Origin of the sequence: Rhizobium sp. RSm-3 (genome assembly GCF_001854685.1) — a bacterium.
Taxonomy (GTDB): Bacteria; Pseudomonadota; Alphaproteobacteria; order Rhizobiales; family Rhizobiaceae; genus Rhizobium; species Rhizobium ecuadorense.
Genome location: NZ_MAWZ01000024.1, coordinates 381,566 through 407,946, shown reverse-complemented (window position 1 = coordinate 407,946; position 26,381 = coordinate 381,566). Strand labels below are relative to the sequence as shown.

Sequence of the window (26,381 nt, the reverse complement as noted above, 5' to 3'; positions counted from 1 at the left end):
GCAGGCGCCAAATCTTGTCGCAAGTCGTTCCAACCATTCAGCCATAGATATTATGAGTAGAACAACCTGCGACAGGCAGAACGATGTCAGCTCTCTATCCGGAAATCGAACCCCATGATCATGGCCTGCTCGACACCGGCGACGGCAACCTGATCTACTGGGAGGCCTGCGGCAATCCGGCGGGCCGGCCGGCGCTGTTACTGCACGGCGGGCCGGGCTCCGGCTGTTCGAGGACGGCGCGGCGCCTTTTCGATCCCGACGCCTACCGAATCATTCTGTTCGACCAGCGCAATTGCGGCCGCAGCCTGCCGAGCGCCGCCGATCGCAAAACCGATCTCTCCCTCAACACCACCTGGCATCTCGTCGGCGATATCGAGCGGCTGCGGGTCTTCTTCGGTATCGACACCTGGCTCGTTTTCGGCAATTCCTGGGGCTCGACGCTGGCGCTCGCCTATGCCGAAACCCATCCGCAGCGTGTCGCCGCGATCGTCATATCGGGCGTGACCACCACGAGGCGCTCGGAAATCGACTGGCTCTGTCGCGGCATGGCGCCGCTCTTTCCTGAGGAATGGCACCGTTTCCGCGAGGCGGCTTTTTCAGGCGGCCAGGGGCAAGATCAGGATATGGTTGCCGCCTATCATCGTCTGCTCAACCATCCCGACTCAGAGACGCGGCTGAAAGCGGCCCGCGACTGGCATGATTGGGAGGCGGCCTCGATCCTGCTCGCCGATCCTGAAGGGTTGCCGCGCCGCTGGGCCGATCCGGCCTATCTGCTGACGCGCGCCCGCATCATCACCCACTATTTCGTCAACGGCGCCTGGTTGGAAGACGGCCAACTGTTGAACAACGCCGGACGGCTGACAGGCATCCCGGCGATCCTGCTGCAGGGGCGGCTCGATATCGAGGCGCCGCTCGTCACCGCCTGGGAACTGGCCCGCGCCTGGCCGCAAAGCGAGCTGCAAATCCTTCCGTATGCGGCCCATTCCACCGCAAATCCCGATATGAGCGCCGCGATCGTCGCCGCCACTGATCAATTTCGCGATTTCCAGCAAAAATAATTTTACCGCCGAAAACTGAAATCCGAACGATCGTCTGCTTTTGACCGGGCCGAATCGCCCGATTCCGCCTGCATTGCCAGCCCATCGCGCGGCGCCGAACCGCGGCCGGCCTTTATCCGGCTCAGCGAAAATCCTTAACGCCCAGGCGGCAATGCAAGCTTTTCCCAGTCGAAAGCCTTGTTGCGGCAGGTACAATTTTAATCGATTTCGAGACAAATGCGCGTCGAATTTTACGCGCATTCGAGATTGTTTTTAGCCAGATTTTATCGGCATTTGAATCAACTAAGCCTTTAATTCTATTGCGTAATTTTCCGTGAGATAAAAACGTACGTGTCATTGTCGCCTCAACTTACGGGGAGACGGCTATGACAACTGCAAACATCTGGAAAGGCGGCCTTCTGGCCGGTGCTCTCATGACGGCGATGGCGGGTTCGGGACAGGCGATGCCGGCCAGCATGGCCCTGGCGGGCAATGCCAGCCCGCCGATCGGGCACTATGAATTCTGCAAGGCGAATCCGACGGAATGCGTCTTTGCCGGCGGCGATGCCGGGCCGGCCATCCTCACCGAGGATCGCTGGAAGGAAATTCTCAAGGTCAACTACACCGTCAATTCGACGATCCAGCCGGAGACGGATGAACAGATTTACGGCGTCGAAGAGCGCTGGGCCTATCCGACAACCGTCGGCGACTGCGAGGATTATGTGCTGCTGAAGCGCAAGATGCTGATCGAAGACGGCTTCTCGCCATCCGACACGCTGATCACCGTCGTGCTGCAGCCGAACGGCGAAGGCCATGCCGTGCTGACTGTTCGTACCGATCACGGCGACTTCATCCTCGACAACATGCGCAACAAGGTGCTGCTGTGGTCAGATACCGAATACACCTACCTGAAGCGTCAGTCCGCCGACAATCCGGCCCGCTGGTCGAAGCTCCAGGACGGCCGCGCTGTCGCGGTCGGTAGCGTCAAGTAAGAACAGCCTGTCGGCTGCAGCCTGCGGCCCGGTCAGTCCCCGTATCCCGTCCCGACCGGTGCCCAAGAGCCGTTCCCGCTGTCCCGGGAACGGCTCGTCCCTTTTCGGGACAGGCTTCGTCCCCAGGCGACCCACGCCCCTGAAATCTTAGCGAATTATTAACCGTGCTGGTCTGATCATGCCGATCAGATTCATCATCGGCACCGGCGGCTCATGTTCCTCCTGCGGCGGACCGAAATACGAAGCACCGCCATGAGCCACGCCGCGCACAGCGCACCCGACGAGCAGCCGCTTTTTTCCATGGGCTTTCTCCTCCGCACGATGGCGGTGATCGCCATCCTCGCGGTCCTGACCGTCGCCATCAGTATCGGCGGCCGCTGGTTCGGCCGGCATATTTCGCTTGCCGGCAACACCGACAGCACGGTCGAAATCACGCTGGCCATCGGCCGCGACACCGTGAAACTCCCCGAGAATGCCATCCGCTTCCCCAGTCAAAGGCATGACGGTGCGGCCGAGCGTGTCGATCTCTACCTCGCCTGGCCCGAGATGCAGGGCTACGGCAAGGAAAACCACCTTCGATTCGACGATATCGGCCAATCCTCCGGTCTGATCTTTCTGCAGATTACCCAGAGCACCATGTCGCGCGACATGTCCGGACGGCTGGAGCCGATCTATTCGCACCTGCTCGAAGGCCCGGCCGAGCCCTTCCGCGACAGCCTGACGCTCCACCGTCTTCGCGCCGACGCGGGTTACGGCGACGAGGTACTGCTGACGGCGCCCGTCAAAAACGGGCCGGATTACGTCGTGCGCTGCATCTTGCCGTCTGTCCCGGACAGGGCGGCAAGCGGGGATTGTCAGCGTGATATCAAGGTCGGCAGAGATCTTAGTGTTCTCTACCGCTTCTCAAGCAGCCATTTGAATGACTGGGAACATATTGATGCCGCTATCCGCACCTTTGTGGAAGCGCGTCTTATGAACCGTTCTGCGACAAGTCCCTAAAATGCTCCCCTGCCAGCGAAATAAACGATTCATCATAAACGGATTGGTAACGCCCAATCGGTAAATTCCAAAGACGGGCTGTGCTGCGGGAGGCGTGCCGTCCCAGTGCCGAATATCCGAATGCCAAATAACTGAAATGCAAGCGAAGAGTGGAATAGTGTCAAGGTCAGTCTCCTCCGTATCATCGTCCCGATCCGGCAGCTTTTTTGCAAAGCTCATGGCGATCCTTTCGGTAGCCCTCACGGTCGTCCTGGTCGATTCGGTCAGTGCCGAAGCGGAAGCGGCGAATTCGAAATATGCGGGCATCGTCGTCGACGCCAAGACCGGCAACGTTCTCTACAGCGAGAATGCCGACCGGCTGCAATACCCCGCCTCGCTGACCAAGATGATGACCATCTACATGACCTTCGAGGCGCTGGAGCAGGGCCGCATCCGCTTGGATACGCCGGTTCCCTTCTCCGCCCATGCGGCAGCCCAGGCGCCGACCAAGCTCGGCGTTCGTGCCGGCGGCACGATCACCGTCGAACAGGGCATCCTCGGCCTCGTCACCCTGTCGGCCAATGACGCGGCAACCGCGCTCGGTGAAATGCTCGGCGGCGGCAGCGAGGATCGCTTTGCCCAGCTGATGACCGCCAAGGCGCATGCGCTCGGCATGACGCGCACCACCTATCGCAATGCCAACGGCCTGCCGAACACGGCGCAGATGACGACGGCGCGCGATCAGGCCCGTCTCGGCATCGCCCTTCGCCAGCATTTCCCGCAATATTACGGCTATTTCTCCACCCGTGCCTTCAAGTTCGGCACCCGCACGATCCGCAGCCACAACCGCCTGGTCGGTTCGGTGCGAGGCGTCGACGGCATCAAGACCGGATATACCCGCGCCGCCGGCTTCAATCTGGTGAGCTCGGTGCAGGTGGACGGCAAGTCGATCGTCGGTGTCGTGCTCGGCGGCGCCTCGACACCCGCCCGCGACGCCCAGATGCGCAACCTGATCGCCACCTACCTGCCGAAGGCATCGAGCCGCGGCGGATCGTCGGCACTGATCGCCCAGGCGGCCCCTGCCCCTGAGATGATCGTGACGCCTGCTCCGGTCATGCCGCAGAAGGTCCAGCCGCAAGTGGCAAAGACGATCACCGCAGCACAGCCGCCGGTTTCCGCAGCCGCTGCCGATCTCAGCCTGCCGCATAAGGGCCCGCTGCCGGATGCGCGCTATCAGGCTGCCGAGACCGAGGTCGCCTATGCCGAGACCGCTCAGCCGAAATCCGACAATCCGCTGGTAGCCCAGCCGATGCCGGCGCCGACCAAGGTCAAGACCACGACCTTCAAGCAGCAGGCATCGCTCTCCGCGCCGAAGCCGGCACCCGCTTCCATGCGGCCGGAACAGGCCGATACGGCGGTCGACAACGTCACCACTGCTTCGACCACCCCTGCCCCGGCCAGCGCCGCTTCAACCGACAATGGCCCGAGCGGCTGGGTCGTGCAGGTCGGCGTCTCGCCGAGCCGGCAGATGGCGATGGATCTTCTGGAGAGCGCCAAGACCAAGGGCGGCAAGGCGCTGGCCTCGGCAAAGCCCTTCGCCGTCGCCTATGCGGCCGGCGGTGACCAGCTTTACCGCGCCCGCTTCGGCGGTTTCGACGACCAGCGCGATGCTGTCAATGCCTGCAAGGCCTTGAAGAAGGCCGGTATCAAGTGCTGGGCGGCTGCCCAATGAGCTATTCGGTGCTGCCTGCAAGATGGCCGGCGGCATCGGTAACGGCCGGAATCGGTGTTTGCGTTTCCGGCCATCGTTCTTGAACTCGATCAGTATGGCGTACGGGGAAAACAATGGCGATCAATGAGAATGTTCCGGGAATGCCTTCAGACCGCCGCATGGCGGCCAAGGGGCGTTCGTCGCTGCATCCGTTGCACGAGGCGGCGATGCGGCTGGCCGAGATCGGCCTGCAGCGGCCGAAGGCGAAGTCTCCGAAGACCCGCGACCTCATCAACCTGCTGCTTTGCCATGGTGCCCGCGCCTGGCGCTATTCCCAGCCCGAAGCCCGCATCCATCTGCATGTAACCTCGCCTGACGGCAGCGCGCCGGTGCAGCTGCGCCTGCGCTGAAGCTTGGTGCCGCCGCCCGGAACCGAACGCGTTTTGGGGCGGTAGAGGTTAAAGCAGGCCAAGATCCGTCAGCTCGCGGCGAAGGTCCGCGGGCATTTCGACGATGCCGGCGCCAAGGCTCATCAGGTCGCGCGGCACGTCGTCCTCTGTGTAATAACGCCAGCCCTGGAAGGGACGCTTCGGCTGCACGGCCGTCTCGATGACCTCCGGGCCGAGCATCAGGCGGCAACGCGAGATGCCCTCGCCGTCGGTGAAGGTCTCGATGCCGAGCAGCTTCTGCCGCGCCTGCACCTGCCCCTTGATCACCCAATAGAGCGAGCCGCCATCGAGCAGCTCCTCCATGCGCTTCGGCACCATGCGCGTCGTGTGCACCGAATGCGGCTCGAGCCCGGCGGCGATGGCGCTGAGCGAGCGTTCCGCCACCCATTCGCGCAGATCGTCTATCGAGTCGGCGCCAACACAGAGTTTGATGAGATGCAATGCCATGCCGCCGTTGAAATCCTTTTGGCGGCAGGCGTCAAGCATCTAAAGCATTCCAGGAGAAGCGCGAAGCGGTAAAGCGCTGATCCGCTCTAAGGGCGCGTCCACAAAGTCAGCATTCGACGACATTGACGGCAAGGCCGCCCGTGGAGGTTTCCTTGTATTTCTCGCTCATGTCGTGGCCGGTCTGGCGCATCGTCTCGATACAGGCATCGAGCGGCACGAAATGCTGGCCGTCGCCCTTGACCGCCAGGGATGCCGCAGTGACCGCCTTGACGGCGCCGAGCGCGTTGCGCTCGATGCAGGGAACCTGCACGAGGCCGGCGACCGGATCGCAGGTCATACCGAGATGATGTTCGAGCGCGATCTCGGCGGCGTTTTCGATCTGCTCCGCCGTACCGCCCATGACGGCGGCAAGGCCTGCGGCCGCCATCGCCGCGGCCGAGCCGACCTCGCCCTGACAGCCGACTTCGGCGCCCGAGATCGAGGCATTGTGCTTGATGATGCCGCCGATCGCCGCGGCCGTCAGCAGATAATCGCGGATGCCGTCCTGGTCCCAGTCTTCGTGGAAATGCTCGTAATAGCGGATCGTCGCCGGAATCACCCCGGCCGCCCCGTTGGTCGGCGCCGTGACGACGCGCCCGCCGGCGGCATTCTCCTCATTGACGGCCATCGCATAGACGCTCAGCCAGTCGTTGGCGAGCAGCGGGTTGACGCGGTTGCTGCGCCACTCCTCTTCCAGCTTGTCGTGAATCCGGCGGGCGCGGCGCTTGACATTGAGGCCGCCCGGCATGATGCCCTCGACCTTGAGGCCGCGCTCGATACAGGAGCGCATCGCCTCCCAGATGCGGTCGAGCCCCTGATCGAGCTCCTCGCGCGAGCGCTGGCTCTCCTCGTTCGCCCGCTTCATCTGGGCGATCGACAGCCCGGAGCGCTCCGCCATGTCGAGCATCTGCCTGGCGGTCGCGAAGGGATAGGGCACGCGCGTGCCGCCGGCCGCATTCTTCTTCGCCCGCATCTGTTCCAGCTCGGTGTCGGTGACGACGAAGCCACCGCCGACCGAATAATAGACGCGCTTGATGAGCAGCCGGCCGTCCCGGTCAAAGGCGGAAAAGACCATGCCGTTGGCATGGCCTGGCAGCGGCTGCTTCTTGTCGAAGATCAGATCAGTCTTCGGCTGGAACTGATAGGCGGGATGTCCCTCGGGCGTGATGCGGCCGGTACGTTCGACCGTATCGATGATGCCGTCCATCCTGTCGGGATCGACGCTGTCGGGCGCCTCGCCCATCAGGCCGAGAATAACGGCCCTGCCCGTGCCGTGGCCGATGCCGGTATGGGCGAGCGAGCCGTGCAGGCTGACCTTGATCGCGACGACCTGCGCACCCGTGGACGGGCGCGGCCATTCGTCCGACAGAATCAGCGCGAGAAACCGGTTGGCGGCCGACATCGGACCCATCGTGTGCGAGCTCGACGGCCCGACACCGATCTTGAAGACATCGAATACCGAGAGAAACATGAATGTGCCTTCTGATTACGAGGATGCAAGCTTAAGCGACGCCGGTTTTCAATCCGTGCGGGTCACCGACATCGCATGCAGCCGGTGCGACATTCCCCTTGAACAGCAGAACGATACATCCGTAAGAACGCCTAAGCCGCGTCTAACACTCTTCCACTGAACCAGCAGCTACGCAAGGCGTGGTGCCGATTCGACTCCACTGCCCCTCTACCTCTTGACACCCCCATTCTCGATGACAAGTCATGTCCGCTGCCACGAAAACGGTCTCCTGTTCGTTTGCATTGCTCAAAACGTCAGTCCATCGAAGACCAGTCAGATTGGACAAAGGCTTCAGGCCAATCCGCACTAACCTACTCCATCCAAACAACTTCAATTCCACCTATGTCATCGCCGTGTCAGCGCGCTGCTCAGGCTGTAGGACTAGTCTTTGTAGTGCAATATCGCGCAATCTGCCACGCTCCACTAGCCGATTTGCGTAGTAGGAACAGCTCCTCGTATGTCGCGGGCGTGACATCGCCGGTCGCCTTGATGGTCTCGGTGCCCTTGGTGGCGCTCCGGACGAAAGCCCAGTCGGCGCTGGTTTGCACGACCTCCTTGATTTCATAGGTCATGTCGAATCCGACTTTCTCGAAGACGCCGGGATAGACCATGGCGAGCCTGTCCTTGCCCACTGCCGCCGGCCTGCCGGGAGCCATCAATACGCCGTCATCGGCGTATGTCGCTGTGACGGCGGCGACGTCGGCGCGATTGAACGCGGTCAAGTAGGAAACAGCGGTCGCTTCAACAGCGGCCAGTTCTTCATTAAATACTTCGCTCATCACCATTCCCTCAAATGCCGTGCTCCAAAGCATGGCGCATCACTGTTCAGCTTAAATTCGGCAAGCAGTTGCTTTAAGGATCGAACCTCGTTTGCAAGACCACGGCTTATCGCCATTGTCTCTTCAACCATTACCTCCGGAGATAGTCGTATTGATGTTTTCCGTTATGGATCTGAAGCCGATAGGCGCCAGTTCGTCGATAAAAATAGGAGCCGGCTGCAGAAGTCGCCCGGCTCCTGATGTTGCCTCAATGCTTATCAGCGTTTGAGGATGAGGTTCAGGCCCTGCAGGCTTTCACCGAACTGCTGTAGCCGCCCGCCTTCCTGAATTCGGCCAAGATCGATTGCCGCGTAGCCAAGTCGGCTGACAAGGGCAGCGACCGACTTTCGTGCCTCGGCATCATCGCCGGACACGAAGATAACCCTTCGGCCTTCCGCCTCGCCCGGATCTTCAGCGAGGGTCGCGGCAGGTAGAGTGTTAAAGGCCTTCACGACGCGCGCACCTGGCAAAATCTCGGCTACGATGTCCGATGAAAGTTTACCGTTTAGCTCTGTTGGACTGAAATCACTGAAGTCGATTGCGTTGGTCGCATCGATCACCGTGCGGCCGGACCAGTCGATCTTGTCCGCAAGCTCGGGCACTGTCGTGTACAGGACGGCTAAGATGATAGTGTCGGCCTGCAATGCTTCCGGCAAATCGACAGCCCGGACATGAGGACCAAGCTTTCGGGCCAGTTCCCGCAACGAGGATGCGCCGCGGCTGTTGGTGATCGCCACGTCAATTCCGTTGGCGGCGAAACGCCGCGCTAGAACCGACCCGATGGCGCCCGACCCGATGATAGAGATAGTCATAGTTACTTCCTTTCAAAAATGTGTGTCATTGACACAATTACAATTTTCGCGAATAAATTAACTAGGGATTCTGAAATCACCTCGTTGCGCAATTTCCGCTGCTATGTCCGCCACTGTCACGCATGCCAACTCTGCTTCGAGAGCGGCTTGCGCCTTATCCAAGGTTGGACGCAGCACGTTTTGGATGTTTCGCCCAACCACGCAGACGCTGTTTGGTGGCGAGCGATGCATGGAAAACAATTCGCTGTCCTCGACCGCGCGATAAACATCCAACAACGCAATGTGGGACGGCTTGCGAGCCAGCAATGCCCCACCGCCAGCGCCGAGCTGCGCGGTGGTGAAACCTGCATCGGCCAGCCCCGACAACAAAGACCTGATAACGGTCGGATTTGTATTCGCACTGAACGCCAGATCCTCCGAACGCACGGGCCGTCCCTCGTTGATCGCCAAGATCGCGAGAGTATGGACGGCCACGACGAAGCGAGTACTGGTAGGCAAGGTCCATCCTTTCGTTAGTGCGTTAGCGACTTACATACAGATCCGAGTGATATGTCAAGGTACTCGTCGGAGTCATTGCAGCATTTCGATGCATATGTAAGGTGGCCGCACTTCATGCGGAGACTGAATCACTGATGACGACGGCGGACTATATCGCTCTGGCCTTCTTTGCCTGTGTCTGGATGGGCTATTCCTGGCTGCTGAAGGGCCGCACCTTTTTCGGTCGCACAAGCCTCACCCATGCGATGACCGAGCGGCGGCGCGAGTGGATCTACAATTCGCTGCGCCGCGACCTGAAGATGATCGACACGCAGATCATGGCCGGCCTGCAGAACGGCACCGCCTTCTTCGCCTCGACGTCGATCTTCGCGATCGGCAGTTGCTTCGCCTTGCTGGGCGCAACCGAAAAGGTCGATGCCGTCTTCGCCGACCTGCCCTTCGTCTTCCATGGCGGCCACGGCGCCTTCGAGATGAAGGTCGGCGGACTGGCGGCCCTTTTCGGTTATGCCTTCTTCAAATTCGGCTGGTCCTATCGGCTGTTCAACTACTGCACCATCCTGTTCGGCTCGATCCCGATGCTGCGCGACGCCGAGGGCGACATCATCGCCGCCGAGCGGGCAGCCGAACGCGTCATCCGCATGAATGTCATTGCCGGCAGCAATTTCAACGAGGGCCTCAGGGCGATCTTCCTGTCGATCGGCTATCTCGGCTGGTTCATCAACCCCTATGTCTTCATGACGACGACAGCGATCGTCATCTTCGTGCTGGCGCGGCGGCAGTTCTTTTCGCAGGCGCGGCTGGCGATCATGGATGCCGGTCCGCCATCGAATCTCCACCTTTCCGCTCTCCGCCGCGACATGCCGTCGAGCGACGGACGTGATTTGCCCGAGGGACTGTGATGACATTGCCTGCAATCGAAACCGATGCGGCGGCAAGACCGCCGCGCATCGGCCTGTTGGACACGGCGCGCGGTGTCGCGCTGATCGCCATGGCGAGTTACCATTTCAGCTGGGATATGGAGTTCATGGGTTATCTCGCGCCGGGTACGGCCGAGACAGGCTGGCTGAAGATCTATGCCCGGGCGATCGCCACGACCTTTCTCTTCATCGTCGGCATCAGCCTGGTGCTGTCGAGCAAGCCGGAGATCCGCTGGCCGTCCTTCTGGAAGCGTTTCGGCATGATTGCCGCAGCGGCCGCTGCGATCTCGATCGCGACGCGCATCGCCATGCCGAACGAGTGGATCTATTTCGGCATCCTGCATTGCATCGCGGTGCTGACGCTGATCGGCATCGTCTTTTTGAGGCTGCCGCTCGCCTTCACGCTGATCGCCACGCTGGCGCTCCTTGCCGCCTGGCTTACCGACAATTTCGGCACGCCCGGCCTGCTGCGGTCATCCTTCTTCGATCCGAGATATCTGGCCTGGATCGGGCTGGCCGCGATGCCGGAACGGTCGAATGATTATGTGCCGCTATTTCCCTGGGCAGCGCCGTTTTTCGCGGGATTGAGTTTTGCCTCGATCGCCATCAGAACCAGGCTGCTGCATCGGCTTGCCGCTATCGGCACCGGTTCCTGGTGGCCGGCAAAGCTCGGCCGCCACAGCCTTGCCTTCTACCTTGTTCACCAGCCGGTGCTGATCGGCATCGCTTACGGGCTTTCCCTTCTCGTCCCGCCGCCGAAGCCGGATCCGGCCGAAACTTACCTAAAGCAATGCAACTCCACTTGCGTCATGCAACAGGGCGAAGCGCTTTGCAGCAGCTTTTGCCAGTGTACGCTGGAGAAATTGCAGGCCCAAAGCCTGTTGACTCCGCTGCAGGCGAACGAGATCGACGTCGAGAAGGATGAGCGGATCCAGATGATCGCCGGCGAATGCAGCGCCGAGGTCGAGCCTGCGCCACAGCCGCAGCAATGATCAGGTGGTGACGCCGATTTCGGCGAGGCGGCCGAGGCAGGCCTCTTCGATATTGTCGAGTTCCACCAGCGTGTCGTCGATATCCTTGCGCTTCTGACGCAGGTCATCGCGCTTCTCGTCGACGCGCTTCATCAGCAGCTTCAACTGACCGAGTTCGCCCGGCGGCTCCTTGTAGACCTGGATGATCTCGCGGATTTCCGCAATGGTGAAGCCGATGCGCCGGCCGCGCAGGATTTCCGCGATAAGCCGTCGGTCGGCCTGGCGGAAGAGACGGGTGCGCCCTCGCCGTTCCGGATGGATCAGTCCCTCGTCCTCGTAGAAGCGGAGCGTGCGCGTCGAGACACCGAATTCGCGCGTCAACTCCGTTATGCTATAAAACTTGTTCACCAGCATGTGTTCCCCGTCATGAACCGGCAATAATATTGACTTTTACGTAATAGTCAATTTTGACGGCCGGTCAAATGCCGAACCACCATGTGGCGATGCCGAGAAAAGCGAAGAAGCCGGTACAGTCGGTCACCGTCGTCACGAAGACCGACGAGGCGATCGCCGGGTCGGCGCCCACCTTGTCGAGCAGCAGCGGCAGCAGGATGCCGGCAAGGGCCGCTGCCATCAGATTGATGATCATCGCCGCCGCGATCACCCCGCCGAGCTGATAGTCGTGGAACCAGGTGCCGGCGATCAAGCCCATGATCGTCGCGAAGACGATGCCGTTGAGGATGCCGACACCCGCCTCCCTGCGGATGATGCGGCCGGCATTGTAGATGTCGAGATCGCGGGTGGCGAGCGCCCGCACCGTCACCGTCATCGTCTGCGTGCCGGCATTGCCGCCCATCGAGGCGACGATCGGCATCAGCACCGCAAGGGCGATCATTTTCTCGATCGAGGCGTCGAACAGGCCGATGACGCTGGCCGACAGCATTGCCGTGGCGAGATTGATCAGAAGCCAGAGGAAACGCGAGCGCGCCGTCGACAGCACATTGTCCGACAGCTCTTCGTCACCGACGCCGCCAAGGCGCTTGATGTCCTCGTCCGCCTCCTCGTGGATGACGTCGACGACGTCGTCGATGGTCAGCACGCCGACCAGCCGGCCGTTCTCGTCGACGACGGCGGCCGAGAGAAGGTCGTACTGCTCGAAGAGCTGGGCGGCCTCCTCCTGGTCCATCTCGGCCGGCACCGGATGGTTGGTCTCGCGCATGATCTGCTCGATCTTCGTCTGCCGTTTGGTGCGCAGGATCTGGTCGAGATCCACGGCGCCGAGCAGCTTGAAGGTCGGATCGATGACGAAGATCTGCGAGAAGGAATAGGGAAGATCCTCCTCGTCGCGCATGTAATCAATCGTCTGTCCCACAGTCCAGAATGGCGGCACGGCGACGAATTCCGTCTGCATGCGGCGACCGGCCGAGCTTTCGGGATAGTCGAGCGCCCGGCGCAGCCGCACCCGCTCGGTAAACGGCAGTTGCGCCAGGATTTCTTCCCGGTCTTCCTTGTCGAGATCTTCGAGAATGTAGACGGCGTCGTCCGAATCGAGATCGCCGATCGCGGCGGCAATCTGCTCGTTCGGCATCTGGTCGACGATCTCGCGGCGGATCGCCTCGTCGACTTCGGTCAGCGCCGTCATGTCGAAATCGTCGCCGAGCAGGCGCACCAGCGCCAGGCGCTGATCCGGCTGGATCGCTTCCAGCAGGTCGCCTATTTCGGATTCATGCAGGCGGGCAACGTTCTGGCGCAGGAACAGCGTGTCGCGGTCGGCGATCGCGGCGCCGACCAGCGCCAGGAAATCGCTGCGGACATTGCCGTCCTCGTCGTAGATATCGGCTCCCTCGTCGTCGGGACGCCTGCGGATGCGGTCTTCCCCATCGGTCGTCGTCATCTGCCGCCCTCGCATCTGGTTCGAATTTCAACGACTACAGCGCCACATTCGCGAATGTCGGCGGAAAACATATTGTCAACAAGCAGATAAGCAAATCCCCGCGCGAGGTTCCCGCGGTCGGAATTCATGGTTCCTGCTAGCCCAAAGCATCCCTGCCGTAAAGCCGCAAACCTGCCTCTTGATGACAATGCCCGCGGCCGGCGATAGTTTCGCCATGCATCCGAGCCGAGGAACACCGCCCCATGCCAATTCGCCCGATCCTGCGCTATCCGCATCCTGGTCTGAAGACCGTCTGCGCGCCGGTGACAGTCTTCGATTCGTCGCTTGCCGGGCTTGCCGACGACCTGCTGGCGACGATGCGCGCCGCTCCCGGCGTCGGCATCACCGCCGCTCATATCGGCGTCTTTAGCCGTGTGACGGTGCTGGAACTCGACAAGACCGACGGCGTGCGGCTCTACGTCAACCCGGAGGTCACCTGGTTCTCGAAGGAGACGATGACCCATGCCGAAGGCAGCGTCTCGATGCCGGGAGCAACCGACGAGATCACGCGCCCGCGCTCGATCCGCTTCCGCTATCAGGACGCCGAGGGCAACATGCACGAGGACGTCGCCGAAGATTTTCTCGCCATCTGCATCCAGCACGAGGTCGACCAGCTCGACGGCATTTTCTGGCTGCAGCGCCTCTCGCGGCTGAAACGCGACCGTCTCGTCAAAAAATGGGAGAAAGTGCAAGCCTGACGATCAGGGCCGACAAATCGGCCTCCCGCGCCGAACCATTCGCCATTGCCGGCGTTTCCCGCAAAGAAACCCAGCGATTTCCCGCAAAAAGGAGCGACTGCAATGGCAAGGATCGGTGACAAGCCCCCGATTTCACGCGAAGGTCCCAAGCCTTTTGATGAAAAGGCAGAGCTTTCCCGTGAAGAAGATTATCGCGACCTCGAGGAACGCAATCTCGACGACGGCTGGCCGTACGCCGACGGCACCGGCGCCGACCCGGCCAACCGCCCCTATGGCGAGACGGCCGCGAATTTCGACAGCGACCCCAACAGAGGCTTCCGGATCGACGGCACGGATGAAGACGGCAATGAGAACCGTCTGAAGGACTCGCTGCGGGCCGACACCATCGACCGCGATGAAAGCGACGAACTCGAAGCACGGGTGAACGATCATCTCGAAGCTATTCCCGAGGTCGACATCAACAGCATCGAGGTTCATGCAGACGGACACGTCATCACCCTGGAAGGTTCGGTGGAGACGATCGGCATTGCCCGCAAGGTCGAACTCAGTGCGCTTTCGGTCGACGGCGTCCGCCATGTCCGCAACAGACTGCAGCTGACCGGCGTCGACGCGCATATCCCGAACGAAGACTGATCAGGCATCAGAAACGATAGTCGGCGGAGGGCGGCAATGCCTTCCGTCGCCGCGGTCTGTCCTTTGCAACATTACCAAAAGTTAACAATTACAGATTGCATCGCAATGTGTGTTCGGCGATACGGTATTTTATGATTTTGCTTAGGCGGCTGGCGTAACGCGAACGTCAATTTCGGTGACAACACTGTGATTTCATTTGGACAAAAGGTCGCGGCTGCGCCGCCGTTCCATCACAAAATTGCCTGAATTGCGGCGCGAACTTGGATGCGCCAGGGGTTGGTTTTATGTTGTGAAATTCAACAGCAGATTGAGGAGATAAACCCATGCGCATCAAATTTGCCCTTGCCGCGTCCCTGTTCGCCGTCAGCCTTGCAGGCGCCGCCTTCGCCCAGCCGACCTATTCGGACGACTATACCAACGATAGCGACGGCTTCTCACCGAGCCCGATGGCCAAACCCGCCCCTGTTCACTACACGAACCGTAAGGCCCCGGCCTATTCCAGCGACTACACCAACGACAGCGACGGCTTCGCCCCGAGCGCCATGGCCGCCCCTGCCGTCGACAAGACCGCCACGGCGAGCATCGCTCCCCTGCCCCCATGCCATAGCATGATTGGCCCGAAGGGCTCTCACACCAAGGGTGCCGACAGCGGCGCCTCCCGTACCGAAGCGTGCCGCGCCACGCATTGATCCAACGAGAAGGGGCCGGAAAATCGGCCCCTTCCTGTTAATCCGCTTCCATTACCTCAGAACACGAATGGAACGAGCCGGTAACGGGTCCTGGCCATGAAGGCGGTATAGGCGGGATCCTCTTTGAGCAGACGTTCCTCCGCCAGAAGGCGCAGACATTGCGCGGCAAGAGCCGTCGCATAAATGGCGAAATTCAAGATCGCCGGATTGGCCAGGAAAAAGCTGACATGCGTCATCAAATAGCCCGCATACATCGGGTGGCGGACAAACCTGTAGGGGCCGCCGATCTTGACGCCACGATTGGCCGGCACCAGACCGAAGCTTCGCCGCAATACCAGCTTTGCCGATATTTGCAGGATGAAGCCGAGGCACATCACTACTCCACAGAGCCAAAGCGGTACAAGCGGCTCCAACGTCGTTGGCGAGACGAGCAGTGGGAAGAGCGTGCCGATGGCGGTGACAGTCCAGTCATAGACCCGTAGGGACGCATTCCTCGTCGGTCGGCGGGTCAGGATCAGAAAGGCGGCGGCTCCTTCCGAAACGATCAGCAGGCCATCGATGATCGCCCTGTTGCCCTGCATCTGGGGCAAGATACGCATGACGATCGCAACGAATAAATAGCAGATCAGGACCTTTTCGACGATATCCAGAACGAAATGGATATCGAGAAACGACCAGTTTGCCGCTGCTTTTTTTTTCATATTCCGCAAGACTTCCACATCATAAGATGTTGCAAGCTATATCTGCGTTGTCGATAATTATGGGTTAAGGCGTTCGCTCATATCTGAGGGAGCGGCGGTTGTTGCTTTGCCGATTCTGACTGCAGAGCGCCGCAGCAATGACAGGCCGGATCGGCGTCAGCTTTCGCGCACCGTTTCACCGAAAACCGCCTCAAAGGCGGTGCGCAGCCGGATATCGACATCGGCCATCATCACCGGCAAGCCGAGATCGACCAGGCTGGTCACGCCATAGGCCGAGATCCCGCAGGGCACGATGCCGCCGAAATGATCGAGATCGGGATCGACGTTGAGCGACAGTCCGTGGAAGGTCACCCATTTCCGCAGCCTGATGCCGAGGGCGGCGATTTTGTCCTCGGCCATCGTTCCATCGGCAAGCAATGGCTTTTCCGGCCGCCGCACCCAGACGCCGACGCGATCTTCACGCCGCTCGCCACGCACATTCATCATGTCGAGCGTGCGGATGACGACGTCCTCGAGGGCGGCGACGAAGGCGCGCACGTCCTGGCGCCTGCGTTTCAGGTCGAGCATGACATAGGCGACGCGCTGGCCGGGTCCATGATAGGTATATTCACCGCCGCGCCCCGTCGCAAAGACCGGGAAACGGTCAGGCTGGACGAGATCCCCGGCATTGGCGCTGGTACCGGCGGTATAGAGCGGCGGATGTTCGACGAGCCAGACGAGCTCGTCGCCGCCGTCTGATATCACCGCCACCTCGCGCTCCATCGTCTCCACCGCCTCCTCATAGGCAACGAGGCCGTCGGCGATGCGCCAGCGCACCGGGCGGGTACCGGGATTCGGGAGCATGGAGAATTCGAGATCGGTGCGCAGCATGGCCATTCCTTGCCGCTCTCCCCGAAATGCCTGATAAAAAGGGGCGGCAGGAGACCTATATGGACCCGTTTCAGGGCCAATTCAAATGCTGTGACCGGTTTTGAAAAAAACTGTCACATCGCCCTTGTGCACCCCAAATCCTTTTGCTACATGCTGCCCCGCCGACGCAAATCGGCACCTACCACGATGCGGTCGTGGCGGAATTGGTAGACGCGCAGCGTTGAGGTCGCTGTGGGGCAACCCGTGGAAGTTCGAGTCTTCTCGACCGCACCATCTCCCTTCAGGGAAACGCTTTCGAAGCGACGATTTCGATTTTTCCTCGACGCTATTTGCGGTTGCTCGGCTTGATCGGCCGGCCGTCGCATGGTTGATGGCGTCATCCCCGTCACGAATCGGCCGCCATGTCAGAGCATCCAGCCCATCAAAACTCCCTGCAGGGCATGGCGATCATGTCCGGCGCCATGCTGATCCTGCCGACCATGGATGCCATCGCCAAATATATGGCGACTTTCGAGGCGATGTCGCCGGGTCAGGTAACCTTCTACCGATTCTTCTTCCAGATCGCCTGCACCCTGCCGATTCTCCTCGGCCTTTTCGGACTGAAGGCGCTTTCGGCCAAGCGGCCATGGATGAACCTGCTGCGCGGCGTGCTGCATGGCGCCGCCAGCCTGCTTTTTTTCGTTGCCGTCAAATACATGCCGCTTGCCGACGTCTTCGCCATCTATTTCGTCGAGCCCTTCATGCTGACGGCCATGTCGGCGCTGTTCCTCGGGGAGAAGGTCGGTTGGCGGCGCTGGATGGCGATCGTCGTCGGTTTCGGCGGCGCGATGATCGTCATTCAGCCGAGTTACGAAATATTCGGCCTAAAGGCGCTGCTGCCGGTCGCCTGCGCCTTTCTGTTCTCACTCTATCTTTTCCTCAACCGCGCCATCGGCGAGGCCGATTCGCCGCTGACCATGCAGACGATGGCCGGCATCGGCGGAACGGTTTTCATGGCCGCCGCCCTTCTCGTCGGCAGCGGTTCCGGCAATGCCGATTTCGCCGTCTCCCTGCCCGGCTCCGGCCTTGGTCTTGTCCTGCTTCTCGCGCTGGGTTCGATCTCCGGATATGCGCATATGCTGATCGTCCGGGCTTTTCGGCTCGCGCCGCTGTCGCTGCTTGCGCCGTTCCAATATTTCGAGATCATCTCGGCGACCGTTCTTGGCTATGCGCTGTTCAACGATTTCCCGAACTTTTCCAAATGGGTCGGCATCTTCATCATCGTCGCATCGGGCCTGTTCATCATCTGGCGCGAGCGGCTGCAGGCACGATCGCTAAAATCCTCCTGATCCCGGGAAGATTGGATTAACTCCGCTTCTTGAGGGATCGTCAATTCGCAGACGGTAAAACTGTACCCGGCTTCATGATGAAGCCTGGAGCTAAAACATGAGCGAATTCCGTCTCGCTTTCCCGGCCTGTGTGGTGGCCGGCAAGCATCGGCTGACAGCCGAAGATATAGTCCTGTTGCGCAAACATGCTTTCCCGGAGGGAATCCGGACATCCGACGATGTCGTGGCGATGTTGGCGCTCAACAATTCCTGCCCTGAAAAATGCGCCGCCTGGAACATCTTCTTCGTCGAGCAACTCGCCGGCTTCATCGTCCATTACACCTATCCGCAAGGCTCGCTCGACGAAATCAACGTCGCCTGGATCATGCGCATGTTCACGACCGATGGTGTCGTCAACTCGGCGCTGGAACTCGAGCTCATTCTCCATGTGATGGAGCTTTCGGCCGATGTCCCGGGTGAATTGCGAGCGCTGGCACTGGATCAGCTACGCCTGGCGATCACCGACAATATCGGTGGCTACAAGCTGTCGCGCGCCGTCGATCGCCGGGGCATTACCCGCCAGGATGTCGATTTCGCCATGCGCATCTTCAGAAGCGTCGCTGAAGGCGGTGTCATCCCCGTCTCCGCGGTCGAATACGGCGTGCTCCAGCAGATCGATCAGGCGACGCTGCCCGGCGCCAATCACCCGCATTGGGCCGGCATCATGGCCGCCGCCGAGCTGCGCGACTATGCCGAGCCGCGGCGCAGCCGCTGGCTGCGCATCGTCGACGAGGAACCCGTCTCGGAAGCGGCCGTCGCCTGAAGCTCCTCAAGCCTGCCACTCCTCAAGCATGATTGTGCGTTCCGGTGTTTTGTGCGTAAAACTCCGGAACGCATTTCTGGGTGGAGTCTCGATGTTCAAGAAAATCCTGATCGCGAATCGCGGCGAAATCGCCTGCCGCGTGATCAAGACTGCGCGCCGCATGGGCATTTCGACCGTCGCGGTCTATTCGGATGCGGACCGGGACGCGCTGCATGTCGAGATGGCCGACGAGGCCGTGCATATCGGCCCTGCCGCCGCCTCAGAGAGTTACCTGGTTGCCGAAAAGATCATCGCCGCCTGCAAGGCGACCGGCGCCGAGGCGGTGCATCCCGGTTATGGCTTCCTGTCCGAGCGCGCCTCCTTCTGCGCCGAGCTGGAAAAACAGGGCATCGTCTTCATCGGCCCGAAGCCGAAGGCCATCATGGCGATGGGCGACAAGATCGAATCGAAAAAATTCGCCAATGCCGCCGGCGTATCCACCGTGCCAGGCCATCTCGGCGTCATCGAGGATGCCGCCCATGCGGAAGTGATATCGGGCGGCATCGGTTATCCCGTCATGATCAAGGCATCGGCCGGCGGCGGCGGCAAGGGCATGCGCATCGCCTGGAATGAGGCGGAGGTGCGCGACGGTTTCGAGCGCGCCCGCTCCGAGGCGAAGAGCTCCTTCGGCGACAACCGCGTCTTCATCGAGAAATTCATCGTCGAGCCGCGCCACATCGAGATCCAGGTGCTGGCCGATGCGCATGGCAAGGTCGTCTATCTCGGCGAACGCGAATGCTCGATCCAGCGGCGGAACCAGAAGGTGGCGGAAGAGGCGCCCTCGCCCTTCCTCGACGAAAAAACCCGCAAGGCGATGGGCGAACAATCGGTGGCGCTGGCCAGAGCCGTCGATTACCAGAGCGCCGGCACCGTCGAATTCATCGTCGACCGCGACCGCAACTTCTATTTCCTCGAAATGAACACCCGCCTGCAGGTCGAACATCCCGTCACCGAACTGGTCACCGGCATCGATCTCGTCGAGCAGATGATCCGTGTCGCCGCGGGCGAGCCGCTTGCCCTCGCCCAGGACGATATCAGGCTCGACGGCTGGGCGATCGAAAGCCGGCTCTATGCAGAAGACCCCTACCGCAACTTCCTGCCCTCGATCGGCCGCCTGACGCGCTACCGCCCGCCGGCCGAAGGCCGCACCGGCAATGTCGTGGTCCGCAACGATACCGGCGTTTTCGAGGGCGCCGAGATCTCGATGTATTACGATCCGATGATCGCCAAACTCTGCACCTGGGCGCCGACGCGGCTGGAGGCGATCGAGGCCATGGGCCGGGCGCTCGACGGCTTCGTCGTCGATGGCATCGAGCACAATGTCCCGTTCCTGTCGGCGCTGATGAAACATCCGCGCTGGCGCGAGGGCCGGCTTTCCACGGGCTTCATTTCAGAGGAATATCCCGACGGCTTCGCGCCGATGAAACCGGACAGGACGGAAGAGGCTGTGCTGGCTGCCATTGCGCTATCCGCCTGCCTGATCGAGGCGAACCGGCGCGAGCGTTTCGCCGATCGCTTGCGCGCCGCCTCGGGCGCCCTGCGCGAGCACTGGGTGGTCAAAACAGGCGACAGCCATGTCGCCGTCCGATTGCTCGACGGCCTCGTCACCATCCCTTTCGATATGGAGATGGCGATGGAGGGCGAAAACAGCAGCGTTGTCACCGATTGGAGACCCGGTGATCCCGTCTGGAGCGGCAAGGTCGGCGGCCGGGATATCACCGCACAGATCCGCCCCGTGCTCAATGGGCTGCGCATCGACTGGCAGGGGCTTTCGGTGACGGCCAAAGTCTTTTCGCCGCGTCATGCCGAACTCGAACGGCTGATGCCGGTGAAGCTGCCGCCCGATACCTCCAAGCTGCTGCTCTGTCCGATGCCCGGCCTCGTCGTGTCCATCGCAGTCGCCGAGGGCCAGGAGGTCAAGGCGGGTGAGACGCTGGCGATCGTCGAGGCGATGAAGATGGAAAACGTGCTGCGCGCCGACCGCGATCTCATCGTTTCGAAGATCAATGCCGCGGCCGGCGAAAGCCTGGCGGTCGATGCCGTGATCATGGAATTCGCCTGAGAGCAAAAGACCGCCGGGCCGTTTTCGCTTGAGCGCGGCTTGCCAGCCATGCCAAGGTCAGCCCCAATAAAATTGTCAGGGAGATTGTGAAAATGGACGTTCGCGCCGCCGTAGCCGTTCAGGCCGGAAAACCGCTCGAAGTGATGACCGTGCAGCTGGAAGGCCCGCGGGCCGGCGAAGTGCTGGTCGAGGTCAAGGCGACCGGCATCTGCCACACCGACGACTTCACGCTGTCGGGCGCCGATCCGGAAGGCCTGTTTCCGGCCATCCTCGGCCATGAGGGCGCCGGCATCGTCGTCGATGTCGGCCCCGGCGTCACCTCGGTCAAGAAGGGCGACCACGTCATTCCGCTCTACACGCCGGAATGCCGCGAATGTTATTCCTGCCTTTCCCGCAAGACCAATCTYTGCACCGCGATCCGCTCGACCCAGGGCCAGGGTCTGATGCCGGAYGGYACCTCGCGTTTCTCGATCGGCAAGGACAAGATCCATCATTACATGGGCTGCTCGACCTTCGCCAATTWCACCGTGCTGCCGGAGATTGCCCTTGCCAAGGTCAATCCCGACGCCCCCTTCGACAAGATCTGCTATATCGGCTGYGGCGTCACCACCGGCATCGGCGCGGTGATCAACACCGCCAAGGTCGAGATCGGTTCGACGGCGATCGTYTTCGGTCTTGGCGGCATYGGYCTCAACGTGCTGCAGGGCCTCAGGCTCGCCGGYGCCGACATGATCATCGGCGTCGACATCAACAATGACCGCAAGGAATGGGGCGAGAAGTTCGGCATGACGCATTTCGTCAATCCGAAGGAGGTCGGCGACGACATCGTCCCCCACCTCGTCAACATGACCAAGCGCAATGGCGACCTGATCGGCGGYGCCGACTACACCTTCGACTGCACCGGCAACACCAAGGTGATGCGCCAGGCGCTTGAGGCCTCCYATCGCGGCTGGGGCAAATCGATCATCATCGGCGTTGCCGGCGCCGGTCAGGAGATCTCCACCCGTCCGTTCCAACTGGTCACCGGCCGCAACTGGATGGGCACCGCCTTCGGCGGCGCGCGCGGCCGCACCGACGTGCCGAAGATCGTCGACTGGTACATGCAGGGCAAGATCCAGATCGACCCGATGATCACCCACACCATGCCGCTCGACGACATCAACAAGGGCTTCGACATGATGCACAAGGGTGAAAGCATCCGCGGCGTGGTGGTCTACTGACCACACATGGATTTCCTGAAGAATTGGAGATTGAAGTTGCGATACGGAAAGCTGAAAACGGCTTTCCGTCATTTTGCCGTCATTGCAGACGGAGAGGTCGTCACATCCAATGTCGATTTCGGCACGACGGCCGGCTCAGCAGCTTTTTTCTCCATGCAGGCTTGGGCGATCGACAGCGAACAGGCCACTGATATGGTTGTGACGATTGGCCGGGACGTAGGATTTGAAGCATCTGGACGAGTGTATGTTTACTCGACCGAGCCACAGCAGCCTCCAGGACAAAATCCCTATGCCTACGGCCTGAACTTTAATCAATACCTGCGCTAGGACGAGCCGGTCTGCAGGCAACCGGCCGCATCCGGCAGCAACCATTTCCTTTCTTGAAGTCAGCCGTTCTGTCGTACATATACGGAAAGCCTAACAGCTCCCGCATTCCGGCGGGAGCATTCCTGGCGTGGTTTTATCAATGGCTTCGATTCCCTACACGGCCGACCTCAAGGGCCTCCACGAGCTCTCCCCGCGGGAGCTCTACGACCTGCTCAAGATGCGTGTCGATGTCTTCGTCGTCGAGCAGAACTGTGCCTATCCCGAACTCGACGGCAAGGATATCGATGCCCTGCATCTACGGCTGCTGGAGAACGGCGAACTCCTGGCTTCGGCGCGAATCCTGAAGCCGCGCGGGCTGCAGGATCCGTCAAAGATCGGCCGCGTCGTCGTCTCGCCGGCCCATCGCGGCCGGCGTCTCGGCGATGCATTGATGAGCGAAGCGATCTCCGCTTGCGGGCGGCTTTATCCGGCAAGCCCCATCGCCCTGTCGGCGCAGGCCCATCTGCGACGCTTTTATGAAACCTTCGGTTTCATCGTGGCATCCGGGGAATATCTGGAAGACGGCATTCCCCATCTCGATATGGTCCGCCAAGTGTCAATTCGGCCGGCGAGTATATTGTCATGATCTACGTCGATGCCGATGCCTGCCCGGTAAAGCCGGAAGTGCTGAAGGTCGCCGAACGACTCGGCCTCGAAGTCACCTTCGTCGCCAATTCCGGCCTGCGCCCATCGCGCGATCCGATGATCCATAACGTCATCGTCTCCAACGCCTTCGACGCCGCCGACAATTGGATCGCCGAGCACGCCGGTCCGGGCGACGTCGTCGTCACCGCCGACGTGCCGCTCGCCGTGCGCTGTGTCGCCACCGGCGCCTTCGTCAGCGGCCCCACGGGCCGCGTCTTCGACGAGACCAATATCGGCATGGCGAGCGCCATGCGCGATCTCGGCGCGCATTTGCGCGAAACCGGTGAGAGCAAGGGCTACAACGCCGCCTTCAGCCCGAAAGACCGTTCGCGTTTCCTGGAAACCTTCGACCGCCTCTGCCGCCGCGCCAAGAGCCTTTCCAAGGAGGCTGGCGGGCAGCCCTGATCCGCGCGGCATGAAACGGGTGGCATAGCGGCCATGCGGATTCCCACCTTGAACACAGCCGTTCTCTCGCGCATATAGACACGATCGCAGACGACTGCGGCGTCCTGAGGATGCAACGTCGCGGGGACGGCCTCGCTCTTGAACAAGGAGAGTCGTATGGCTTGGTTTCTGCTTTTTCTCGCTGGTCTTTTCGAATGCGGCTGGGCGATCGGCCTTAAATACACCGATGGGTTCACACGGCCGCTGCCGACCGCATTGACCGTCATTTCAATGGTGGTGAGCATCGTGCTGCTCGGCCTGGCGGTGAAGCACCTGCCGATCGGCACCGCCTATGCGGTCTGGACCGGCATCGGCACGGTTGGCACCGTGCTCCTCGGCATCTGGCTGCTTGGCGATGAGGCAAGTGTCTCCCGTCTTGCCTGCATCATGCTGATCGTCGGCGGCATCGCCGGTCTCAAGCTCACTGCCTGACGAAGGAAATGCTGCGGGGCATCGTAACGCCCCGCAGCTAGAGCAAATTCCAGGAAAAGTGCGAAGCGGTTTTCCGTCCGGAATTGCGTCAAAACAAAAGGTTAGAGCGGTTCTACGCTTCCATGAAAAGTTGAACCGCTCTCGGCTCAGGCTGCCTTACGATTATCGACGGCGAACGCGCCGGGACCGGAGAAGAACAGGTAGAGGAAGACGAAGCAGAACAGGATCGCGGCATCGCCCTGGTTGACGGCCGGGAAGAAGCTGCTCGGAGCATGCGCCATGAAATAGGCAACCGCCATTTCGCCGGCGAGCAGGAAGGCGACGGGGCGCGTCAGCAGGCCGATGAGAATGAGGATGCCGCCGACAAGCTCGAGAACAGCCGCGAAAAGCATCAGCGGCGGCAGCGAGCCGGACATCTGCGACGCCGGGAAGCCGAAAAGCTTCATCGTGCCGTGTTCGATGAACAGCAGCGCAGTGATGATTCTGAGAGCGGCCAGCCCATAGGGGCGATAGGCAGCAAGACGCTCGAAAGTTGACATAAAACCTCTCCATTAAAAGAATACTGGCGAGCGTTAGCTCGTCACCGACAGGGATTGAACACACGGATCACTGACGGCCGTTCACTTTTTCGACAGCAGGCAAACAGCCGAGCCGGCAGCTTTATTCATTTTCGAATATCAGAGCGGAATGTTGTCGTGTTTCTTCCACGGATTGGCGAGGTCCTTGTTGCGCAGCATCTTCAGCCCCCGCGCCAGCCGCCGCCGCGTCGAATGCGGCATGATCACCTCATCGACATAACCGCGCTCGGCGGCGACGAAGGGCGAGAGGAACCGGTCCTCGTACATTTTCGTATGGGCAGCGATCTTTTCCGGATCGGCGATATCCTTGCGGAAGATGATCTCGACCGCGCCCTTGGCCCCCATCACGGCGATCTGCGCCGTCGGCCAGGCATAGTTGAGATCACCGCGCAGATGCTTCGACGCCATCACGTCATAAGCGCCGCCGAAGGCCTTGCGGGTGATGACGGTGAGCTTCGGCACCGTCGCTTCGGCATAGGCAAAGAGCAGCTTGGCGCCGTGCTTGATCAGCCCGCCATATTCCTGCGCCGTGCCCGGCAGGAAGCCCGGTACGTCGACGAAGGTGACGATCGGAATGCTGAAGCAGTCGCAGAAGCGCACGAAGCGCGCCGCCTTGCGCGAGGCGTCGCTGTCGAGCACGCCGGCCAGCACCATCGGCTGGTTGGCGACGAAACCGACGGTGGAGCCTTCGACGCGGCAGAAGCCGCAGACGATATTGCCGGCAAAGCTTGCCTGGATCTCGAAGAAATCCCCCTCGTCCGCCACCTTCCGGATCAACTCCTTGATATCGTATGGCTTGTTGGCGCTGGCCGGCACCAGCGTATCGAGCGACATGTCGACTTCTGTCACCGACTGGTAACATTCGATCTCGGGCAGCGGCGCGGTATTCGAAAGCGGCAGGAAATCGATCAGCCGGCGCACCTGTAGCAGCGTTTCCACATCATTCTCATAGGCACCGTCGGCAATCGAAGAGCGCGTCGTGTGGACCACGGCGCCGCCGAGTTCTTCCGCCGTCACCGTCTCGTTGGTGACGGTTTTCACCACATCCGGTCCGGTGACGAACATGTAGGAGGTATCGCGCACCATAAAGATGAAATCGGTCATGGCCGGCGAATAGACGTCGCCGCCGGCGCAGGGACCCATGATCACCGAGATCTGCGGGATGACGCCGGAAGCGAGCACATTGCGCTGGAACACTTCGGCGTAACCGCCAAGCGCCGCCACGCCCTCCTGGATGCGGGCGCCGCCGGCATCGTAGATGCCGACGATCGGCGCGCGGTTCTTCAGCGCCATGTCCTGCACCTTCATGATCTTCTCGGCATGCGCTTCCGAAAGCGAGCCGCCGAAGACGGTGAAATCCTTGGCGAAGACGAATACCGTGCGGCCGTTGACCGTGCCCCAGCCGGTGACGACACCGTCGCCGGCAACACGGCTCTTGTCCATGCCGAAATCGGTGGAGCGATGTTCGACGAACATGTCGAACTCCTCGAAGGAGCCTTCGTCGAGGAAAAGGTCGATGCGCTCGCGCGCCGTCAGCTTGCCGCGCTTGTGCTGGGCGTCGATGCGCGCCTTGCCGCCGCCGAGGCGGGCGACGCCGCGGCGCCGTTCCAGTTCTTCGAGAATTTCCTTCATGCGATCTCCCTCGCCTTTATTTCTAGCATGTCGTTATCGCCGCGACATGCTTTAGAACAGGATGATTTCAAGCCAGTCGGCTTAAATCCTGTTCCAAATTAATTAGTTAGAGCGTGATGTCACCCGAAAA

Annotated in this window: 30 protein-coding genes and 1 tRNA gene; 19 read left to right on the top strand and 12 right to left on the bottom strand. The window is 61.0% G+C overall.

Going from position 1 to position 26,381, the window contains the following annotated elements; all coding sequences use genetic code 11:
• Window positions 1-83 precede the first annotated feature (83 nt).
• The gene (pip, locus tag BBJ66_RS21025; RefSeq protein WP_071089504.1) at window positions 84-1,058 is read left to right on the top strand and encodes a prolyl aminopeptidase; all 975 of its coding nucleotides are present in this window, start codon (window positions 84-86) and stop codon (window positions 1,056-1,058) included.
• Between the two features lie 121 nt (window positions 1,059-1,179).
• Here pip and BBJ66_RS34615 read toward each other — a convergent pair whose 3' ends face one another.
• A complete protein-coding gene (locus BBJ66_RS34615; protein ID WP_128146126.1) occupies window positions 1,180-1,395 on the bottom strand; it encodes a hypothetical protein in 216 nt (71 codons plus the stop codon).
• Between the two features lie 28 nt (window positions 1,396-1,423).
• Between BBJ66_RS34615 and BBJ66_RS21020 the strand changes: the two genes are divergently transcribed.
• The 4 genes from BBJ66_RS21020 (at window position 1,424) to BBJ66_RS21005 (ending at window position 5,128) form a co-directional block, all read left to right on the top strand.
• Complete coding sequence (locus BBJ66_RS21020) at window positions 1,424-2,029, top strand: transglutaminase-like cysteine peptidase (protein WP_049735390.1); 606 nt, start codon at window positions 1,424-1,426, stop codon at window positions 2,027-2,029.
• A 213-nt stretch (window positions 2,030-2,242) separates the two neighbouring features.
• Window positions 2,243-3,028, top strand: coding sequence for a hypothetical protein (locus BBJ66_RS21015; RefSeq protein ID WP_071089501.1), 786 nt, complete (start codon window positions 2,243-2,245; stop codon window positions 3,026-3,028).
• 136 nt (window positions 3,029-3,164) lie between these two features.
• A complete protein-coding gene (locus BBJ66_RS21010; RefSeq protein WP_071089498.1) occupies window positions 3,165-4,739 on the top strand; it encodes a D-alanyl-D-alanine carboxypeptidase in 1,575 nt (524 codons plus the stop codon).
• Between the two features lie 113 nt (window positions 4,740-4,852).
• Window positions 4,853-5,128 (top strand): hypothetical protein, encoded by a 276-nt coding sequence (locus tag BBJ66_RS21005; protein ID WP_003586322.1) that lies wholly within the window; start codon window positions 4,853-4,855, stop codon window positions 5,126-5,128.
• Between the two features lie 48 nt (window positions 5,129-5,176).
• Here the strand turns inward: BBJ66_RS21005 and BBJ66_RS21000 are convergent, their stop codons facing one another.
• The 5 genes from BBJ66_RS21000 to BBJ66_RS20980 form a co-directional block, all read right to left on the bottom strand.
• Window positions 5,177-5,614 (bottom strand): DUF1489 family protein, encoded by a 438-nt coding sequence (locus BBJ66_RS21000; RefSeq protein ID WP_049735616.1) that lies wholly within the window; start codon window positions 5,612-5,614, stop codon window positions 5,177-5,179.
• A gap of 106 nt (window positions 5,615-5,720) precedes the next feature.
• Window positions 5,721-7,124, bottom strand: coding sequence for an L-serine ammonia-lyase (locus tag BBJ66_RS20995; RefSeq protein WP_071089495.1), 1,404 nt, complete (start codon window positions 7,122-7,124; stop codon window positions 5,721-5,723).
• Between the two features lie 407 nt (window positions 7,125-7,531).
• Complete coding sequence (locus BBJ66_RS20990) at window positions 7,532-7,942, bottom strand: YybH family protein (RefSeq protein WP_049735615.1); 411 nt, start codon at window positions 7,940-7,942, stop codon at window positions 7,532-7,534.
• 257 nt (window positions 7,943-8,199) lie between these two features.
• The gene (locus BBJ66_RS20985) at window positions 8,200-8,793 is read right to left on the bottom strand and encodes an NADPH-dependent F420 reductase (RefSeq protein ID WP_071089492.1); all 594 of its coding nucleotides are present in this window, start codon (window positions 8,791-8,793) and stop codon (window positions 8,200-8,202) included.
• A gap of 57 nt (window positions 8,794-8,850) precedes the next feature.
• On the bottom strand, window positions 8,851-9,291 hold the full coding sequence (locus BBJ66_RS20980) for an Rrf2 family transcriptional regulator (RefSeq protein ID WP_049735385.1): 441 nt from the start codon (window positions 9,289-9,291) through the stop codon (window positions 8,851-8,853).
• A gap of 134 nt (window positions 9,292-9,425) precedes the next feature.
• Here BBJ66_RS20980 and BBJ66_RS20975 point away from each other — a divergent pair, with 134 nt between their 5' ends.
• Entirely contained in the window at window positions 9,426-10,190 is a 765-nt protein-coding gene (locus BBJ66_RS20975) for a DUF599 domain-containing protein (protein WP_071089489.1), read from the top strand.
• On the top strand, window positions 10,190-11,200 hold the full coding sequence (locus BBJ66_RS20970) for a heparan-alpha-glucosaminide N-acetyltransferase (protein ID WP_071089485.1): 1,011 nt from the start codon (window positions 10,190-10,192) through the stop codon (window positions 11,198-11,200). The genes BBJ66_RS20975 and BBJ66_RS20970 overlap by 1 nt, the downstream gene beginning before the upstream one ends.
• Here the strand turns inward: BBJ66_RS20970 and BBJ66_RS20965 are convergent, their stop codons facing one another.
• The gene (locus tag BBJ66_RS20965) at window positions 11,201-11,593 is read right to left on the bottom strand and encodes a MerR family transcriptional regulator (protein WP_049735382.1); all 393 of its coding nucleotides are present in this window, start codon (window positions 11,591-11,593) and stop codon (window positions 11,201-11,203) included. It lies immediately after the preceding gene.
• 64 nt (window positions 11,594-11,657) lie between these two features.
• Complete coding sequence (gene mgtE / locus BBJ66_RS20960) at window positions 11,658-13,073, bottom strand: magnesium transporter (RefSeq protein WP_049735381.1); 1,416 nt, start codon at window positions 13,071-13,073, stop codon at window positions 11,658-11,660.
• A 242-nt stretch (window positions 13,074-13,315) separates the two neighbouring features.
• On the opposite strand from mgtE, the gene BBJ66_RS20955 reads away from it, so the two are divergent.
• From BBJ66_RS20955 to BBJ66_RS20945, 3 genes are all read left to right on the top strand, one after another.
• The gene (locus BBJ66_RS20955; RefSeq protein ID WP_071089482.1) at window positions 13,316-13,810 is read left to right on the top strand and encodes a peptide deformylase; all 495 of its coding nucleotides are present in this window, start codon (window positions 13,316-13,318) and stop codon (window positions 13,808-13,810) included.
• A gap of 102 nt (window positions 13,811-13,912) precedes the next feature.
• On the top strand, window positions 13,913-14,443 hold the full coding sequence (locus BBJ66_RS20950) for a BON domain-containing protein (protein WP_049735379.1): 531 nt from the start codon (window positions 13,913-13,915) through the stop codon (window positions 14,441-14,443).
• Between the two features lie 323 nt (window positions 14,444-14,766).
• A complete protein-coding gene (locus tag BBJ66_RS20945) occupies window positions 14,767-15,132 on the top strand; it encodes a hypothetical protein (RefSeq protein WP_071089479.1) in 366 nt (121 codons plus the stop codon).
• Window positions 15,133-15,188: 56 nt separating this feature from the next.
• Here BBJ66_RS20945 and BBJ66_RS20940 read toward each other — a convergent pair whose 3' ends face one another.
• Together BBJ66_RS20940 and lipB are read right to left on the bottom strand one after the other, a co-directional pair.
• On the bottom strand, window positions 15,189-15,833 hold the full coding sequence (locus BBJ66_RS20940; protein WP_071089476.1) for a methyltransferase family protein: 645 nt from the start codon (window positions 15,831-15,833) through the stop codon (window positions 15,189-15,191).
• 156 nt (window positions 15,834-15,989) lie between these two features.
• Complete coding sequence (gene lipB, locus BBJ66_RS20935; protein ID WP_049735376.1) at window positions 15,990-16,709, bottom strand: lipoyl(octanoyl) transferase LipB; 720 nt, start codon at window positions 16,707-16,709, stop codon at window positions 15,990-15,992.
• Window positions 16,710-16,891: 182 nt separating this feature from the next.
• On the opposite strand from lipB, the gene BBJ66_RS20930 reads away from it, so the two are divergent.
• The 9 genes from BBJ66_RS20930 (at window position 16,892) to sugE (ending at window position 24,041) form a co-directional block, all read left to right on the top strand.
• Window positions 16,892-16,976 (top strand) — tRNA-Leu (locus BBJ66_RS20930).
• A 128-nt stretch (window positions 16,977-17,104) separates the two neighbouring features.
• Window positions 17,105-18,031: a DMT family transporter gene (locus BBJ66_RS20925; RefSeq protein ID WP_049735375.1), complete on the top strand. Its 927-nt coding sequence runs from the start codon at window positions 17,105-17,107 to the stop codon at window positions 18,029-18,031.
• Between the two features lie 97 nt (window positions 18,032-18,128).
• On the top strand, window positions 18,129-18,833 hold the full coding sequence (locus BBJ66_RS20920) for a hypothetical protein (protein ID WP_071089472.1): 705 nt from the start codon (window positions 18,129-18,131) through the stop codon (window positions 18,831-18,833).
• 91 nt (window positions 18,834-18,924) lie between these two features.
• Complete coding sequence (locus BBJ66_RS20915; RefSeq protein ID WP_071089469.1) at window positions 18,925-20,934, top strand: acetyl-CoA carboxylase biotin carboxylase subunit; 2,010 nt, start codon at window positions 18,925-18,927, stop codon at window positions 20,932-20,934.
• 92 nt (window positions 20,935-21,026) lie between these two features.
• Window positions 21,027-22,154, top strand: a complete 1,128-nt coding sequence (locus tag BBJ66_RS20910; protein ID WP_071089466.1) for an S-(hydroxymethyl)glutathione dehydrogenase/class III alcohol dehydrogenase — start codon at window positions 21,027-21,029, stop codon at window positions 22,152-22,154.
• A gap of 6 nt (window positions 22,155-22,160) precedes the next feature.
• Window positions 22,161-22,481 (top strand): hypothetical protein, encoded by a 321-nt coding sequence (locus BBJ66_RS20905; protein WP_049735111.1) that lies wholly within the window; start codon window positions 22,161-22,163, stop codon window positions 22,479-22,481.
• A 139-nt stretch (window positions 22,482-22,620) separates the two neighbouring features.
• Window positions 22,621-23,106 (top strand): GNAT family N-acetyltransferase, encoded by a 486-nt coding sequence (locus BBJ66_RS20900; protein WP_071089462.1) that lies wholly within the window; start codon window positions 22,621-22,623, stop codon window positions 23,104-23,106.
• On the top strand, window positions 23,103-23,570 hold the full coding sequence (locus BBJ66_RS20895; RefSeq protein ID WP_071089459.1) for a YaiI/YqxD family protein: 468 nt from the start codon (window positions 23,103-23,105) through the stop codon (window positions 23,568-23,570). Before BBJ66_RS20900 ends, BBJ66_RS20895 begins: the two co-directional genes overlap by 4 nt.
• Before the next feature lie 156 nt (window positions 23,571-23,726).
• Window positions 23,727-24,041, top strand: a complete 315-nt coding sequence (gene sugE, locus BBJ66_RS20890; protein WP_064838579.1) for a quaternary ammonium compound efflux SMR transporter SugE — start codon at window positions 23,727-23,729, stop codon at window positions 24,039-24,041.
• 146 nt (window positions 24,042-24,187) lie between these two features.
• Here sugE and BBJ66_RS20885 read toward each other — a convergent pair whose 3' ends face one another.
• Window positions 24,188-24,580 (bottom strand): DoxX family protein, encoded by a 393-nt coding sequence (locus tag BBJ66_RS20885; protein ID WP_049735107.1) that lies wholly within the window; start codon window positions 24,578-24,580, stop codon window positions 24,188-24,190.
• Between the two features lie 138 nt (window positions 24,581-24,718).
• Window positions 24,719-26,251 (bottom strand): acyl-CoA carboxylase subunit beta, encoded by a 1,533-nt coding sequence (locus tag BBJ66_RS20880; protein WP_071089456.1) that lies wholly within the window; start codon window positions 26,249-26,251, stop codon window positions 24,719-24,721.
• Between the last annotated feature and the right edge of the window lie 130 nt (window positions 26,252-26,381).